Source organism: Rhizobium sp. SRDI969, from assembly GCF_025152725.1.
Classification (GTDB): domain Bacteria; phylum Pseudomonadota; class Alphaproteobacteria; order Rhizobiales; family Rhizobiaceae; genus Rhizobium; species Rhizobium leguminosarum_I.
The window spans coordinates 3,266,447-3,281,851 of the sequence record NZ_CP104035.1 but is presented as its reverse complement, the minus strand read 5'-3'; the positions used below and the strand labels follow the sequence as shown (position 1 = coordinate 3,281,851).

Here is a 15,405-nt window from a genome sequence, read left to right as displayed (position 1 = left end):
CAATATCACTAATTTTCACGACACTAATATGTCTGGTGCCAGCCGGCTGCAAAACAAAGAACGCGCCACTTTTTCGTGATCCCTGTGACTATGTTTTGACACAAAACTGCCTTGCTCTTTCCGTATCGGCAGTTCGATGCGTATTCAGATCTATATTATCGCTCTGCTGCTCAGCGCCATCATGTGGTCGATCTCGTTCGATGCGGCGCGAGAATCCTATCATGCTGCGCAAAGTGCGGGATTGATGCCGAACCTGCACATCAACAAGAAGCTGGATCGTGTCCTGTAGACTGCGATGCAGCGTCGAGGCCATCGGCATTTCCGCGTTTTTTCCGTGGATTCCGAACCGGTGCGACCGGAAAATCAAATTTCTTAAAATTTGACCGATCTGCTTAAAAACCCTGAAAATACTGATGTGTAGAGTGGTCTCATGAAAGCGACCGAAGCGTGGACAGACGCGTCGATCGTTTGGAGCCGGGCAAAATGAAGCCCGCCGATCCGCAAACGGGGACTTCGACATGCACAGAACTCTTGCCACCATCGCCTTGACCCTGACGATCACCGCCGCCGCCGAGCCGGCCTTCGCCATCGGCCCAGCCAGCCTTGCCCGCGACCTGATGTACACCTCAGCCATTGGCCATTCGCCCGAGGTTCCGTTGACGACACGCGCCGGTTTCATGCGCCCAGGCGTTCCTTTCGTCCTGCGCGGCCCTGCTACGGTCGAGGGCGAGGGCTACCGGCTCAAGACCTATTCGCAGAGCCTGACCGTTGTCGTCGGTTACGTGTTTGCGACGGCGGTCGCTGCCGTCGACGCCGTCACGTTTCTCCGCTGAAACATTGGGCCGGCTTCGGCCTGTCGCATCCTCTGCGACACCTAGCGCATGATACCGAAAAGTGTGAGGGGTCTTCGGACGTCACCCTGTTCTAAGCGTCGAGTTCGCCGCGCACGTCGAGATACCAGTCGACGAAGGCCTTGACGCCGATATCCAATGTCGTATCCGGCCTGTATCCCGTCAGCGCGACGAGCAGATTGGGGGCTGCGAAGGTGCGCGGCACGTCACCCTTCTGCATCGCCAGCATCTTGCGGATGGCGGGACGGCCGAGCGCTTTCTCCACCGTTTCGACGAAATCCATCAGGCTGACCGGCTTGCCCCCGCCGATATTGACGACGCGGAAGGGCGCCTGGCGCGAAAGCGTTTCGACAGCTACGTTGTCAAGACGATTTTCCTCGCTCGGAGCGATTGCCGAGAGCCTAACGATCGCTTCAATGAGATCGTCGATATAGGTGAAGTCACGGCTCATATTGCCTTCGCCGTAAATCTCGATCGGCTGGCCTTCGAGCATGTTCTTGGTGAATTTGAACAGCGCCATGTCCGGGCGGCCCCATGGGCCATAAACCGTAAAGAAGCGAAAAGCCGTGGTCGGAATCTTGTGAAGATGGGCATAACTATGCGCCATCAGTTCCATTGATTTCTTCGTCGCGGCATAAATGGTCAGCGGCTCGTCGGCGCGATCGGTCTCGTGAAAGGGGACGGTCGGATTGGCGCCATAGATCGAGGATGTCGAGGCCAGCATCAGGTGACGGATTTCGACGCTCCGCGCGATTTCCATGATGTTCCACGAGCCTTCGACGTTCGAACGAAGATAGGCCTCGGGATTTTCCAGGCTGTAGCGGACGCCAGCCTGTGCGGCGAGGTGGATCAAAATGTCGGGCTTGGCCTCCAGAACGGCGGCTTCCAGCGATGGGCGGTCCTCAAGCATAGCGATGACAGGTTTGAAAGCCGGAAACTGGGAGAGTGCCGCATGGCGCATCTCCTTGAGCTTGACGTTATAATACGGAGTCAGGCCGTCGAAGCCTGTGACGTCGTGCCCTTCCTGCAGCAGGCGCCTGGCCAGATGAAAACCGATAAAGCCGGCAGTCCCTGTAATGAAGTAGCGCATTCCCACCTTTTCTCGGCTCCCTGCCGACGGCAAAGAGCCGATTCCGTATCAAGTGACCCCACTTACAAGATAAGAAGAGGCCGAGTCGATAGGTCTTTGAAAGAGAAGGCCACAGCACCGTCCCCGCTGCCGTCGGTCTATCCGCCGCTGTTTTGCCGGACGCCGGCTCCCGGCTGTTTTGTTGCATTGCACCATAACTGATCGCATGTTATGGCCGGACGGCCGTCTGCAAGCAGGTCAGGATCGATGAGAGATATAATTTATTGGATTCTCTGCGCGTTTCTGACCGTTGCCATCGCGATCGTATCGTTACGCTATGTCACGAACTTCTGGCTTCTGTCCTTCGTCTACAGCTTTCAGCTTCACCTCGGCGTCGTGTTCGTCGCCGCCAGCATCATCATTCTGGCCATCAAGAGACAGATCTACGGCTTTATCCTTCTGATTGCCTCGCTTCTTCTCATCGCTCACGGCATCATCATGCTGCGCGAATTCGCGGAGGGCGACAGAAGCACCGACACCCCGCCGCTTTTCCGTCTGATGTCGTTCAACATCGCGATCGACAACTGGAAAAACTCAACTGAGATCACCAACATGGTGATCGCGTCGAATGCCGACGTCGTCAATCTGCTCGAAGCAAAGCCGTTGACGTTTCACCTGCAGCAATTGTTCAAGGCCTATCCCTACCATATCGGCTGCGATACCGGGAAGGATACATGCGATACGCTTGTGCTCTCCAAACGCCCGTTCGTCAGCCCGCAGGTTGCAAGCATGGGCAGTTTGCGAAAAAATAGGCTGGTGATAGCAAGCGTCGATTTCGGCGGCGAGACCATCAATCTGGTTTCAGCGCACCTGACTAAACCATACTTCGACGATTTTCAGATGGCTGAATTGGAAGATCTCGCCAAAGCGCTCGGCTCAATCGACGGCCCTCTGGTGGTGTCAGGCGATTTCAACTCCTCGGTGATCGCTCCGAGCATCCAAGCTTTCCTGCGCGACCAGAAGCTGAAGACGATCACGCCGGAACCGGCAACATGGCCGGTCGGCGCCGGCCGGCTCGGGATCGCCATCGATCACATATTTGCGCGCGCGCCGCTTCATCTGACATCGCTGAAACGTGTCGATGATAGTCTCGGCTCGAACCATTCGGGTCTGATCGCCGACTTCGTTCTCGACAAGGACAGTGCAACTTCACCCGCAAAATGATTTTGCCTGCGGGAAGACAAGCCCGGGCAAGGAAATTGCCGGCCACAAATCAGAATCTGGTTCGGCCGCCTTTTTTGTCGATCATCTGAAAGGTCTTGCCGTCGGTCTTCACGTTGACGCAATCGGTCTTCTTGCTGGGGAACAGGACGCACACCTGGCCATTGTTTATCTTGTAGCCATTCTTATTGCCGTCGCGATATTCGTAGCCATTCTTGCCTTCTTTCAGTTCGGACGTACCGGGCAGGTGCTGGCGAATTTCGGACTCGCTTGCGGTTCGCATGCTTGCCGTTTCGGCAAACGCCATTCCCGGCACCATGATTGCAAGAAATCCGGCGAGGACGGGCAACGTACGCATCAGGGGGATATCTCCGGTCATGTCTGTCGGTACATCCATTCTACGAGAACCCCAAGAGGAAATTCAACAGCGAGGATGGTCGCGCCGGAAAAGACCCGACCATCGCTCCGGTTGCGATTTTACGTTCTTCCGAACTCATCGACGATACGGATGATGTCGTCCTCGCCGAGATAGGAACCCGTCTGCACCTCGATGAGTTCGAGAAGGATCTTTCCGGGGTTGGCGAGGCGGTGGACTTCGCCGAGCGGAATGTAGACGCTCTCGTTCTCACGCAGCATCCGCACGGTCTCACCGACCGTCACCTCGGCCGTTCCCTTGACGACGATCCAGTGTTCGGAGCGGTGGTGGTGTTTTTGCAGCGAAAGCTTCTTGCCCGGTGTAACGAAGATGCGCTTCACCTGGAAGCGATCGCCGTTGAAGATCGAGGTATAGCCGCCCCAGGGGCGATAGGATGTCGGATGGGTTTCGGTGAATTTCGCGGTGGCGGACGTGGACGCCAGCATCTTGACCAATTGCCCGACGTTCTGGCTGTCTTTGAGCGGCCCGACATAGACGGCGTCTTCGCTGGCGATGACGGCGACATCATCCATGCCCTGGACGGCAAGATGCACGCCATGCGTCATGACGAGCGAGTTGCGGGTATTGACCACGGTGGTGTTTGCGGCGGCGACATTGCCGTTACCGTCGCGTGCGCCTGATTTCCAGACGGCATCCCAGCTTCCCATATCAGACCATTTGAAGGGCGAGGGGACAACGGCGGCCTTGGAGGTCCTTTCCATGATCGCGTAGTCGATGGAGATGTCGGGGCTCTTGGCGAAATGGTCGGGGTCGAGGCGGGTGAAATCGAGGTCGCGGCTTGCCTTCGAAACGGCCTTGCTTGCAGCCTTCAGCACGTCAGGCGCATATTCCTGCAGTTCGGCGATAAGTTCCGCAACCGGGAACATGAAGATGCCGGAGTTCCAGTAGAAGCCGCCTGCGGCGAGCATCTGCTCGGCCTTCTCAAGCGCCGGCTTTTCGACGAAGCGCTTGACCTTGTGCGCACCATTTTTGAGCGCATCGCCGATTTCGATATAACCGTAACCCGTCGCCGGCTCCGTCGGACTGATGCCGAAAGTCACGAGCTTGCCGTCGCCTGCGGCATCGCGGGCGATGCGGATGCAATCGAAATAGGTCTCATCGGCCAGGATCTCGTGATCCGAGGCGAGCATCTGGATGATGGTGTTCTTGCCGAAGAGCTCGCCGGCAAGGTTAGCGGCGGCGGCCACCGCTGCCGCGGTGTTGCGGGCAACCGGTTCCAGCAGGACGGCGGCGAGCGGGATGGCGAGTTCGCGGGCCTGCTCGGCGACCAGGAAGCGGAATTCCTCATTGGTGACGACGATCGCGGCTTCATAGAGATCCGGATTGGAAACCCGGTCGAGGGTCTCCTGAAACAGCGTCTTGTCACCGACGAACTGGATGAACTGTTTCGGTGCGGTGGCACGGGAAAGCGGCCAGAGCCGGGTGCCTTTGCCGCCGGCCATGATCACGGGAACAATTTTCTGCGTCATAGGCGGGTTCCTTGAAAAAAGCGTGTTCGTCGCATGTTTAGCGGGTATCTCCGCCCAGTCTCGTATACGGGTCAGCCCGGCGGTCAGAAGATCCAGGGCTGCGGTTTCGCTCTCGGCTTCCACGTAACAGCGCATTTCCGGCGCATTGCCGGACGGGCGGAAATGGATAATCCTGCCGTCCCTCAGCGTCAGGCGAAGTCCATCGATGTCGGACTTCGCAGCCACCTCGCCGATCGGCTGCAGGAAGGCCGAAAGATTTTCATCAGAGGCACGCAGATACTGCATCAGCGCTGCGCTCGTCTCGACCGGAAAACTCTCCAGGCGGTCGGCGGCTGCAAATGGCAGATGATAAGAGGCGGCAACGGCCGAAAGCGGCTGCCTGCGAATGGCGGCGAGCGACAGGATCGCGAGCATCGGGATAAAACAATCGCGTGTCGGCAAGGCACGCACGTTCCGGCCGTTGATATCAAAGGCGGTTGCGGTCAGCAGTCCGCCATTGGCTTCAAAGCCCATGACATGATCCTTGCCGGCCGTCACGGCCTCTTCCATGCCTGATATGACGAAGGGTGAGCCGACGCGGGTGCGTCGGACGGCGAAAGAGCCCGCGGCCTCGATGCCCGAATTGGAGGTAACCGGCGTCACCACCGTGCCGGCGCCGAGGAAATTGGCTGCCACGAGGCCGAGAAGGTCACCGCGCAGCGGCGTGCCTGTTTCGTCTGCGACCAGCGGACGGTCGCCGTCGCCATCGGTCGAGACGATCGCATCGAACTTGTGGTCGGACACCCAACGCCTCATCAGCGCGATCGTCTCGTCGGAAACGGCTTCGGTGTCGACGGGAATGAAACTCTCCGAACGTCCGAGAGCGGTGATCTCGGCGCCGTAATGAGCGAGAACGTCCACCAGCAGGTCGCGGGCGACGGTGCTGTGCTGGTAGACGCCGATCTTCAGGCCGGCAAGCGCGCCTTGCGGAAGCAGAGCGGCATTGCGTTCGAAAAAGAGCTGCCGGCAGATCGCTTCATGATCCTCCGTCCCGGTCGGCGCCTGCGTTACCGTTTCGCCGGTTCGTTCGATCTCGGCTGCCAAACTGGTGATCGCTGCCTCGTCCGCCTTGTCGATCTCGCCATCCGGGCGATAGAATTTGATGCCGTTGCGGTCGGCCGGAATATGTGAGCCCGTCACCATCAGACATGCGGCGTTGCTTTCGAGACCATAAAGGGCAAGGGCGGGTGTGGGGACATTGCCGCAGTCGAATATCCGAAAGCCGAGCGCGGCAAGCGCACCGGCACAATTTCCCGAGATTTCAGGGCTTGAATCGCGAAAATCGCGGCCGATCAGAATGACGTCGCCGGTCCGCGCCTTACCGGTCTGCAGCAGATATTTGCCGAACGCGGTGGCGTAGAGGGCAGAGGCGCGCCCCTTGAGATCGACTGAAAGTCCGCGAAGGCCGCTCGTGCCGAATTTCATAGGAAGACATGGCTCCGATTTCACAATCAAGGTTCTACTCAGGCCGCCTGCCGGCGTAAATACCGAAGCTATCATATAGTTAAACACGGACGACGGTGCCCCGGCCAGCCTCTCGCAAATCCTCTCTCCGAATTCTGAAGGTGTAGACCTATTGCCGAGCCGACGGGCATTGCAGCGTAGATCGATTTTGCTAGAACCGTGTGACCGTTATTTCGTCATATGCGAAGGGTTTCCGGGATGAGCGATCCATCCGTCAGTCTCGAGGAGAGCTGGAAGGCTGCGCTGGAGGGGGAATTTTCCAGCCCCTACATGCAACAGCTCAAGTCTTTCCTCGTCGCGCAGAAGCAGGTCGGCAAGCGGATATTCCCCAAGGGCAGCGAATATTTTCGCGCCCTTGATCTGACGCCGATCTCCAACGTCAAGGCCGTCATCCTCGGCCAGGATCCCTATCATGGACTTGGGCAAGCCCATGGGCTGTGCTTCAGTGTCCGGCCGGGCGTGCGCATACCACCCTCGCTCGTCAACATCTATAAGGAGATGGAGACGGATCTCGGCATAGCGCCGGCACGGCACGGTTTTCTCGAACATTGGGCAAGACAGGGTGTGCTCCTGCTGAACAGCGTGCTGACCGTCGAGGAGGGGCAGGCAGCGGCCCATCAGGGCAAGGGGTGGGAGCGCTTCACCGACGCCGTTATCCGCAAGGTCAACGATGAATGTGAATCCGTCGTCTTCATGCTCTGGGGTTCCTATGCCCAGCGCAAGGCCGCCTTCGTCGATACGACGCGGCATCTCGTGCTCAGGGCGCCGCATCCCTCGCCGCTTTCGGCCCATAACGGTTTTTTCGGCTGCGGGCATTTTTCAAAGGCAAATGCCTTCCTGCAGTCGCGCGGGCGCGCGCCGATCGACTGGCAATTGCCGGCCGATCCCCACGGGGCATAGGTGTGAACGCAATCTGATGTTCGTTCACTAATAGAAGACAATGCGTTTTGGTCTGCGGGTCTGTTCCGTGAGAGTTTCAGCGCGCATCTTAGCCTCATCGAAAGCCCGCAACGGCGGGCATGAAAAGGGGTCTCAAATGCTCGATCAGATCAAGGGTCTGCACCACGTCACGTCGATGGCGCAGGACGCCCGCACCAACAACCAGTTTTTCACCAATGCGCTCGGTCTGCGTCGCGTCAAGAAGACTGTCAATTTCGACGCGCCTGACGTTTATCACCTCTATTACGGTGACGAGACCGGCACACCCGGCAGCGTAATGACCTATTTCCCGTTCCCGAAGATGGCGCAGGGCCGTCCCGGCACAGGCGAGGTCGGCACGACGGTGTTTTCCGTTCCGCAAGGCTCGATCGGCTTCTGGAGCGATCACTTTGCCGCGCTTGGTGTCGGCGGCCTGAAGGCTGAGGAAAGTTTCGGCGAGAAACGCCTGAATTTTTCCGGTCCCGACGGTGACGGTTTTGCACTTGTTGAAGTCGAGGACGATAACCGCCAGCCCTGGACGCATAGCGGCATCAGTGAGGATCACGCTATTCGCGGCTTCCATTCCGTTGCCATGCGGCTGCGGGACGAGGGCGCCACGGCCGAGCTCCTGAAGTTCATGGGCTACCAGGTCGCTGAAGAAAGGGACGGCGTCAAGCGGCTGATCAAGCCCTCCGGCAATGGCGCGCATCTCATCGATCTCGAGACCATGCCGAACATCGCCCGCGCGCTTCCCGGCGCCGGCTCGGTTCATCACGTCGCCTTCGCCGTCGAAAACCGCGAGAAGCAGCTCGAAGTGCGCAAGGCGCTGATGGACACGGGTTATCAGGTCACGCCGGTGATCGACCGCGACTACTTCTGGGCCATCTATTTTCGCACGCCGGGCGGCGTGCTGTTCGAGGTCGCGACCAATGAGCCAGGTTTCGACCACGACGAGGACACGGCCCATCTCGGCGAAGCCTTGAAACTGCCGCAGCAGCACGCCCATCTTCGCGCGCTGCTCGAGCAGCACCTGCAGCCGCTCGAAGCGTAAGGAGAGGCGATATGACCGAAACTGGATATGTGCACCGGCTGCATGCCGGTGCACCTGATAAACCTATTCTGCTGGTGCTGCACGGCACCGGGGGCGACGAAAACCAGTTTTTCGACTTCGGTCGGCGCCTGCTGCCGGAAGCGACGATTCTCTCCCCGCGCGGCGATGTTTCCGAACACGGCGCGGCGCGGTTCTTTCGCCGCACCGGGGAAGGGGTCTACGACATGCCCGACCTTTCGCGCGCGACCGAGAAGATGGCTGCCTACGTCAAAGCATTCGCTGACGAGTACCGGGCTTCCGAGATTCTCGGCCTGGGATTCTCGAACGGCGCAAATATTCTTGCCAACGTGCTGATCGAGAAGGGTATCTTCGATGCCGCGGTTCTGATGCACCCGCTCATTCCGTTTCAACCCGAAGCCCAGGTAACGCTTGTGGGAAGAAAGGTGCTGGTGACGGCGGGACGACGGGATCCGATCGCTCCCGTCTCCATGACCGAGGCGCTGTCCGAGCATCTGAAAGACCGAGAGGCGGAGGTCAGGGAGGTCTGGCACCCCGGCGGTCACGAAATTGCGCCGCTCGAGATCAATGCGGTTCGCGATTTCCTCGGCAATTATTGACCGCGCGCCGCGGCAGCGCCGCGTCTTTTTAGACACGCAAACGACGCCGTAGCATTTTGAAGTGCGGCATAATTTGTCCTTCAATCGATCCCGATTTAAGGAATTATGCAAGTGCTGGCGGGAAACTGATTTGCGGGACCGGCGAATGCCGGTCCCGCATCTTTGCTGGAACGATGATACTATCATCCGTTCTCGATAAGGCATTAGGGACGGGGAGGATATTTGCCCCGGATTGCCTTCATATAAAAATTTCCTGGCGATGCCGCCATCGTCAAACCGACGACGACACCCTTGGGAACGCCTTCATATTCTCGCCTCTGACCGTTGGTCAGATAGACCCTTAGATGCCGGCTGTCTTCGTCGTAGGTGATCGCCTCGATAAGCTTCGAATCAACCGCAGTTTCCACTTTGCACCCCGCAGTTTTGGATCTGAGATTCCTGACCAAGAATGTCATTCACGCTCGCAACGCGCCATCATTATGCTGCGCCGCAAGGGCGTCAAGCGCGATCTGCTTTAACGTTCATTTTTTCCCGCGGCCTCTCGTTATAGTTGATTTTTGCAGCTTCTCGAAGGTCACCCCTGTGGAAATCCGATGCCTGTGGCTCCTCCATTTGAGGAATATTAGCCGATAATGTCGCGAGAAACGCAATAATCGCCGGCTTAACGCCGGATTAATCATCATATAGCAAACTATAGCGTATTATTAACCGCAGCACCCTCCCAAGCATGAATGACTACATCCGCAAGGCGGAGCGTGACCTCGCCGCTGCAACGGTCAATATCGGCGCTGCCGAGTCGCAGCTTTATCCGAGCATCACTCTCAATGGTTCGATCTCGCCGTCATCCATAAAACAAGCGGGTAGCGCTCCCGGTGGCCTGACCACCTGGTTGTTTAGGCCGGCTCTCAACCCGCCAATTTTCGGTGGTGATCGGCTGCGCCCGAATGTGGAGATGTCGAGATCCAATGCGAAGGTGCAGTCTCTTGCGTGGAAGCAGATTGTTCTGGCCGCCCTCGAAGAGATTGAGCGCGCTCTATCGTCCGTTCACCGCGACGCGCAAACCATTCAGGCGCTGCGGGCGCAGGTGAAGACCACGCAGGAGACTCTTGCGCTTTCAATCGGGAGCTACAAGGATGGACAATCATCCTTGCTTGATGTGCTGGATGCGCAGCGTTCAGCCGTGACCAGTCAGGCCAACCTGGCGCAGGCGGTGCAGCAAACGGCGAAGAACTATGTCACTCTGAATGTGGCAATTGGTTCGGGTTACAACTTCGGTGGGGCCGCGATCAGGCCAAATTCTTATGAACAGTGAGCCTCATGCCGTTTCAGCGATGGATAAGAGATGGATTATTTCCGCAACCCGCCATTCGGTCGGGTCTCATAAATGGGTTCCATGTTTAACTATCTAGCGCCGTGGCGACAACACATACCGATACTGGCCGGCAACCGTAAAAGACGCGCTCGGCTGACGTTTGCCGAAGGCGAATTCGCTGCGGTCTACGCGATGAGCGATGTTCACGGATGTTATAACGAGCTCGTCGAGGTGCATCGCCGCATCGTCGAGGATGCCGCGCGCATCCCGGGACCGAAACTCATCGTCATGCTCGGCGACTATGTCGATCGCGGGCCTGATTCGAGTGCGGTGCTGGAGTTCCTGAGCAAGACCCCGCCGCCGGGATTTCAGCGCTTCGTCCTGTGCGGCAATCACGACGCGGAACTGGTCAAACTCTACCGCAAGCCGGCACGCATTCTCGAATGGCTCGGCTTTGCCGGAACGGAGACGCTGCACTCATACGGTATCGACATCGAGCATCTGCTGGAATCGGCGGCCGGAAGCGAAACAATTGCCCGCGTCATCCGCACCATGATACCCGAGCGGCATATCAAATTCCTGGAATCGCTGCCGATCATGCTGCGGATAGGAAGGGTCGTCTTTGTTCATGCGGGCATCAAACCGGGCATCGACCTCAAAAAGCAGAAAGACAGCGACCTCATGTGGATCCGTCAGCCCTTCCTGGATGAAGGGCCGCAGCTTCCTGTCCTCGTGATCCACGGGCATACGCCGGCACGAATCCCGACATTCGGGCCGCAACGCATTGGTATCGACACTGCGGTTTCGGCGACGGGCCGGCTGACCGTGCTGACGATAAAGGGGACGCGGGTCGGAATCCTCTAAATCGGCAAGCATGGTGTCGTCCGAAAACGCCTACACTTTTCGGCGTCATGCTCAAAACCAAACGCCGCGGATTATGCTCCGCGGCGTCAGGACAATAAAAGTTCACGGAGCTATCTCAGGCGCCGGTCGCTTCCTGATAAAGGTTGGTGCCGATACCGGTATAGGTAAAGCCGTGTTTGCGGACCTCGTCGCTGCGGTAGATATTGCGCAGATCAACCAGGATCGGAGCGCGCATCGACTGCTTCAGGCGATTGAAATCGAGCGCGCGGAACTGGTTCCATTCGGTGACGATGACAATGGCATCCGCACCAGCGGCCGCCTCGTAGGGTCCGCTCGCATATTCGATGTTCTCGATTACCTTGCGGGCGTTTTCCATGCCCTCGGGATCGTAGCCGACCACTTGCGCGCCGTTGTCCTGCAGGGTCTGGATGACCGCGATCGCCGGGCTGTCGCGCATGTCGTCGGTATTCGGCTTGAAGGTCAGGCCAAGGATCGCGATCTTCTTGCCGCGAATGTCTCCGCCGACGGCCGAAATGACTTTGCGTCCCATCGCGCGCTTGCGGTTGTCGTTGATCGAGATCGTCGTCTCGATGAGACGCATCGGCGCGTCGTAATCCTGCGCCGTCTTGGCAAGAGCAAGCGTATCCTTGGGGAAGCACGAGCCGCCGTAACCCGGGCCGGCATGCAGGAACTTGGAGCCGATACGGCCATCGAGGCCGATGCCGCGTGAAACGTCCTGGACGTTTGCGTCGACCCGTTCGCAAAGATCGGCGATCTCGTTGATGAAGGTAATCTTCATCGCGAGAAATGCATTGGCCGCATATTTGATCAGTTCGGAGGTGCGGCGGGTGGTGAAGACCAAGGGGGCCTGGTTGAGATAGAGCGGGCGGTAGACCTCGGTCATGGTTTCGCGCGCCCGGTCGTCGTTCAGGCCGACGACGATACGGTCGGGACGCTTGAAGTCTTCGATCGCCGCACCTTCGCGCAGGAATTCCGGATTGGAAACGACGGCGACATCTGCCGCGGGATTGGTTTCGCGCATGATCCGCTCGACCTCGTCACCCGTGCCGACCGGCACCGTCGACTTGGTGACGATAACGGTGAAGCCTTCCACATAGGTGGCAATCTCGCGTGCAGCGGCGTATACATAGGAAAGGTCTGCGTGGCCGTCGCCGCGCCTGGACGGCGTGCCGACAGCGATGAACACGACGTCGGCGCTGCGGACGCTTTCGCCGACATCGGTCGAAAAGGACAGCCGGCCGGTGCTGGTATTTTCGGCGACCAGTTGCTCCAGACCCGGCTCGTAGATCGGAATGCGGCCTTCGCGAAGGGCTTCGATCTTACTCAGATCCTTGTCGACGCAGATGACGTCGTGGCCGAAATCCGCAAAGCAAACGCCTGAAACGAGGCCGACATAGCCTGATCCAATCATCGTGATGCGCATATTTCCCTCAAATCATTAGAGTAGAACGTCATGCTGCGTCGCAGCATGACGTTCGTCATACTCAATCTGGGCGAAAAGACAATATCGAAGATCGCTTGATACCCACATCGAAAATCGAACTCCGGGCACCGCAGTTCGCTGCCGGTTAGCCCGTCGACAGCCAAAACATAGGTTTATGTGGGCGATATGACAAGTCGAGCGGCTCGTCAGAGCAGGCTCGACTTCAATCCGGAAACAGGATCAATCAATCTATGTCGCTGCCTCGGCCGTTATAGCTGGTACCAGACATAGGGGTCTGTTCCCGATTGAATCTTGTCCCAGCGCAGATCGGTATCGCGCCAGTTCTTGATGCTGCTCTTCCTGTTGTCGAGCACGAGATCGCCCTTGTCGGTTCTGACGACGAGGACCGCGTGCCCTTCACCGGAGGGCGTATATGCCGTCGCGATCCGCAGAGCGCGCGACGACCAGCCCATCGCTATCAGCCGGCTGCGCTTGGTCAATGCGAAATCTTCGCAGTCGCCGCTGCGCACATTCACCTTCCAGACGTCGCCATTCAATTCGTTGCGGGGGTCGTTCCGGCCGATCATCGTACGATTGACGGCAGAGTTGACGTCCTTCAGTTGCAGCATTTGCGTGTCCGTCAGTGCAACGACCGCCAAACCATTGTTATCGCGGCATTCGGTCGGGTTCTGGGCGCAGAACAGCACCTGGGCGAAAGGTGGAATGATCTTGCCTTTTTCAGAGATATAACTGACCGCCGAATTACCGGTCATACCGCGGGCAAAACCTGCGGGACCGGCGGCAAATGCCGAGCATGCATTGCCTGCTGTAAAGGCCAGCGCCAGAAGTGTAACGACTGTTTTCTTCATCTCTTAAATCCCCGTTACGGGCAACCGATTGAGATCAGGCTTGCCTTTGGCCTCAGTCAATGGCATGGCGACTTAGTGATCTGCCAAGTATTGGCCGCAGAACGTCTGTCCCGTTCCTGCTGCTTCAAGGAGCATAGCCAGGGGTTGTCTCGATTGATTTAAACGTTTCGCGACAATTTTAAATGATGTGGAATTCTGCTGCACTTTAACACGCAGGCGCTTGATATGCAACTTATGTTAGTACGGGAATATTGATCGTATTGGCTGTAGGCCCCTCATTCCCGCTGCTGCCGGTGAGCGATTCAAATGTTATCCAACCTCATCAACAGGCAGATCATGCGGGAGGTGATCCTCGTTGTCTTCATTTGCCTGGTGATATTGACTCTTATTCCGTTCGGAAGCGTCACGCCCTTTCCCTTCGCCTTCGCTGCGATCGGAATGTTTGTGCTGGCGATTATTTCCGCGCTGTTGTTCGGGGAGCCGAGGCAGACCAGATCGGTTTTCAGCATCGCTTTGTTTCTGCTCGTCGTGCTGACAGGCTGGACGTTCATCCAGACCGTCGAGTTGCCTTCCAATTGGTTGGCCAATCCTGCCTGGAGTGCTGCGCGTGATCTGGCAAGTGTCCAGTACGCAGCGATCTCGGTCGAACCGGCCGACACGCTTGCGTCGATCCTGTGGATCGCCCTGCCTTTCGTCACATTTCTGACCGGGCTGCTCTTATGCGATACCGATCAGCGTGCGCGGAAAGTGCTGACGGGACTCGGGCTTACGGCGGGCATTGTCGCTGTTTTCGGCCTGCTGCAGTTTTTGCTGTTTCCCAACATCCTAATCGTCGTGGAGAAACGCGCCTACCTAGACAGCCTGACTACAGTCTTCGTCAACCGCAATACCGCCGCGACCTTCCTCGGGCTTGGAACGCTGCTGATGCTGACCCTGGTCAGGGACATAGCTCGTGCCTATTCGAACTATCCGCCCGGCGAACCGGGCCGAAACGCGCTTCTCTTGAAATCGTGGATCTACATACTGCTCTTGTGCGCATGCTTCACCGCGCTGATGCTGAGCCGCTCGCGCGCCGGGATATTTGCGACCTTTGTTGCCGCTCTCATCTATTTTCCATGGCTTGTCCTCAATTGGAACGGATCGAGGCGCCATTTAAGGCCGGCGCCAAGATGGCGTTCGTTGCTGATACTCCTCTCGGCGATTGGTTTCGTCGTAGTGTTACTGACGATGTTTGCAGGCCAGACGATTTTGCGCGCGCAGGAGCGGCGACTCGAGGATGATGATCGGTTTTGCATTCTGCCGGGCATATGGCGTGCCATTTCGGATCATTTGTTGACGGGAACGGGGCTCGGAACCTTCCGGACCGTGTTTTCCGCCTACCGCGATCCGGCTTGCGGAATTTTCGGGGTCTTCGACCGCGCGCATAATTTCTATCTCGAAGGATTTCAGGGTCTCGGAATATTGTTCCCCATTGCAGCGGTCCTTGCCTTCTCGGTGCTTGCCAGAGTGTTCCGGCGCGGGTTCGCCCAAAGACGGCGTCTCAGGCATTATGTTCTTCTTGGCCTGGCGGCGAGCGTTTTGGTCGCCCTTCATGCGGCGGTCGATTTTTCGCTGCAGATACCCGGTTTTGCGGTGTTTTTCTCCGCCTTCCTGAGCGCCGTTGTCGCGATATGTCTGGGACGCAGCAACGGAGAGGCGGACATGGCTTATGAGCGGCCGTTAACCAGTAAAGTTTAAACGGATGGATTTTAATAAGATTTTCGGAAAAGATCGATTGTGCA

General features: G+C 57.8%; 14 protein-coding genes and 2 pseudogenes. 9 read left to right on the top strand and 7 right to left on the bottom strand.

The window, feature by feature from the left end; all coding sequences use genetic code 11:
• Positions 1-136 precede the first annotated feature (136 nt).
• Both N2A41_RS16450 and N2A41_RS16445 read left to right on the top strand, forming a co-directional pair.
• A complete protein-coding gene (locus N2A41_RS16450; RefSeq protein ID WP_003581757.1) occupies positions 137-289 on the top strand; it encodes a hypothetical protein in 153 nt (50 codons plus the stop codon).
• A 229-nt stretch (positions 290-518) separates the two neighbouring features.
• Positions 519-833 (top strand): hypothetical protein, encoded by a 315-nt coding sequence (locus N2A41_RS16445; protein ID WP_162117995.1) that lies wholly within the window; start codon positions 519-521, stop codon positions 831-833.
• Positions 834-924: 91 nt separating this feature from the next.
• On the opposite strand, the gene N2A41_RS16440 is transcribed toward N2A41_RS16445, so the two are convergent.
• Positions 925-1,941, bottom strand: a complete 1,017-nt coding sequence (locus N2A41_RS16440) for an NAD-dependent epimerase/dehydratase family protein (RefSeq protein ID WP_260109251.1) — start codon at positions 1,939-1,941, stop codon at positions 925-927.
• A gap of 246 nt (positions 1,942-2,187) precedes the next feature.
• On the opposite strand from N2A41_RS16440, the gene N2A41_RS16435 reads away from it, so the two are divergent.
• A complete protein-coding gene (locus N2A41_RS16435; protein ID WP_260109250.1) occupies positions 2,188-3,144 on the top strand; it encodes an endonuclease/exonuclease/phosphatase family protein in 957 nt (318 codons plus the stop codon).
• A gap of 49 nt (positions 3,145-3,193) precedes the next feature.
• Here the strand turns inward: N2A41_RS16435 and N2A41_RS16430 are convergent, their stop codons facing one another.
• The 3 genes and pseudogenes from N2A41_RS16430 to N2A41_RS16420 form a co-directional block, all read right to left on the bottom strand.
• A complete protein-coding gene (locus tag N2A41_RS16430) occupies positions 3,194-3,499 on the bottom strand; it encodes a hypothetical protein (protein ID WP_026154312.1) in 306 nt (101 codons plus the stop codon).
• A 119-nt stretch (positions 3,500-3,618) separates the two neighbouring features.
• Entirely contained in the window at positions 3,619-5,046 is a 1,428-nt protein-coding gene (locus tag N2A41_RS16425; RefSeq protein ID WP_222386781.1) for a mannose-1-phosphate guanylyltransferase/mannose-6-phosphate isomerase, read from the bottom strand.
• A 51-nt stretch (positions 5,047-5,097) separates the two neighbouring features.
• A pseudogene (locus N2A41_RS16420) lies at positions 5,098-6,510 on the bottom strand (phosphomannomutase); the annotation flags it as partial.
• Between the two features lie 237 nt (positions 6,511-6,747).
• On the opposite strand from N2A41_RS16420, the gene ung reads away from it, so the two are divergent.
• The 3 genes from ung (at position 6,748) to N2A41_RS16405 (ending at position 9,135) form a co-directional block, all read left to right on the top strand.
• Entirely contained in the window at positions 6,748-7,449 is a 702-nt protein-coding gene (gene ung / locus N2A41_RS16415) for a uracil-DNA glycosylase (protein WP_260109249.1), read from the top strand.
• Positions 7,450-7,585: 136 nt separating this feature from the next.
• On the top strand, positions 7,586-8,518 hold the full coding sequence (locus tag N2A41_RS16410) for a VOC family protein (RefSeq protein WP_017965760.1): 933 nt from the start codon (positions 7,586-7,588) through the stop codon (positions 8,516-8,518).
• Between the two features lie 11 nt (positions 8,519-8,529).
• Complete coding sequence (locus tag N2A41_RS16405; RefSeq protein WP_017965759.1) at positions 8,530-9,135, top strand: alpha/beta hydrolase; 606 nt, start codon at positions 8,530-8,532, stop codon at positions 9,133-9,135.
• Positions 9,136-9,338: 203 nt separating this feature from the next.
• On the opposite strand, the gene N2A41_RS16400 is transcribed toward N2A41_RS16405, so the two are convergent.
• The gene (locus tag N2A41_RS16400) at positions 9,339-9,590 is read right to left on the bottom strand and encodes a KTSC domain-containing protein (RefSeq protein ID WP_162118002.1); all 252 of its coding nucleotides are present in this window, start codon (positions 9,588-9,590) and stop codon (positions 9,339-9,341) included.
• A 284-nt stretch (positions 9,591-9,874) separates the two neighbouring features.
• On the opposite strand from N2A41_RS16400, the pseudogene N2A41_RS16395 reads away from it, so the two are divergent.
• A pseudogene (locus N2A41_RS16395) lies at positions 9,875-10,447 on the top strand (TolC family protein); the annotation flags it as partial.
• A 72-nt stretch (positions 10,448-10,519) separates the two neighbouring features.
• Positions 10,520-11,311 (top strand): metallophosphoesterase family protein, encoded by a 792-nt coding sequence (locus tag N2A41_RS16390; protein ID WP_162118004.1) that lies wholly within the window; start codon positions 10,520-10,522, stop codon positions 11,309-11,311.
• Positions 11,312-11,426: 115 nt separating this feature from the next.
• Here N2A41_RS16390 and N2A41_RS16385 read toward each other — a convergent pair whose 3' ends face one another.
• The gene (locus N2A41_RS16385; RefSeq protein ID WP_017965755.1) at positions 11,427-12,755 is read right to left on the bottom strand and encodes a UDP-glucose dehydrogenase family protein; all 1,329 of its coding nucleotides are present in this window, start codon (positions 12,753-12,755) and stop codon (positions 11,427-11,429) included.
• Between the two features lie 269 nt (positions 12,756-13,024).
• Positions 13,025-13,624 carry a transglutaminase-like cysteine peptidase gene (locus tag N2A41_RS16380; protein WP_260109248.1) on the bottom strand — a complete coding sequence of 200 codons (600 nt, stop codon included), beginning with the start codon at positions 13,622-13,624 and terminating at the stop codon, positions 13,025-13,027.
• Between the two features lie 306 nt (positions 13,625-13,930).
• Between N2A41_RS16380 and N2A41_RS16375 the strand changes: the two genes are divergently transcribed.
• Positions 13,931-15,361, top strand: coding sequence for an O-antigen ligase family protein (locus N2A41_RS16375; RefSeq protein ID WP_260109247.1), 1,431 nt, complete (start codon positions 13,931-13,933; stop codon positions 15,359-15,361).
• Positions 15,362-15,405: the final 44 nt, after the last annotated feature.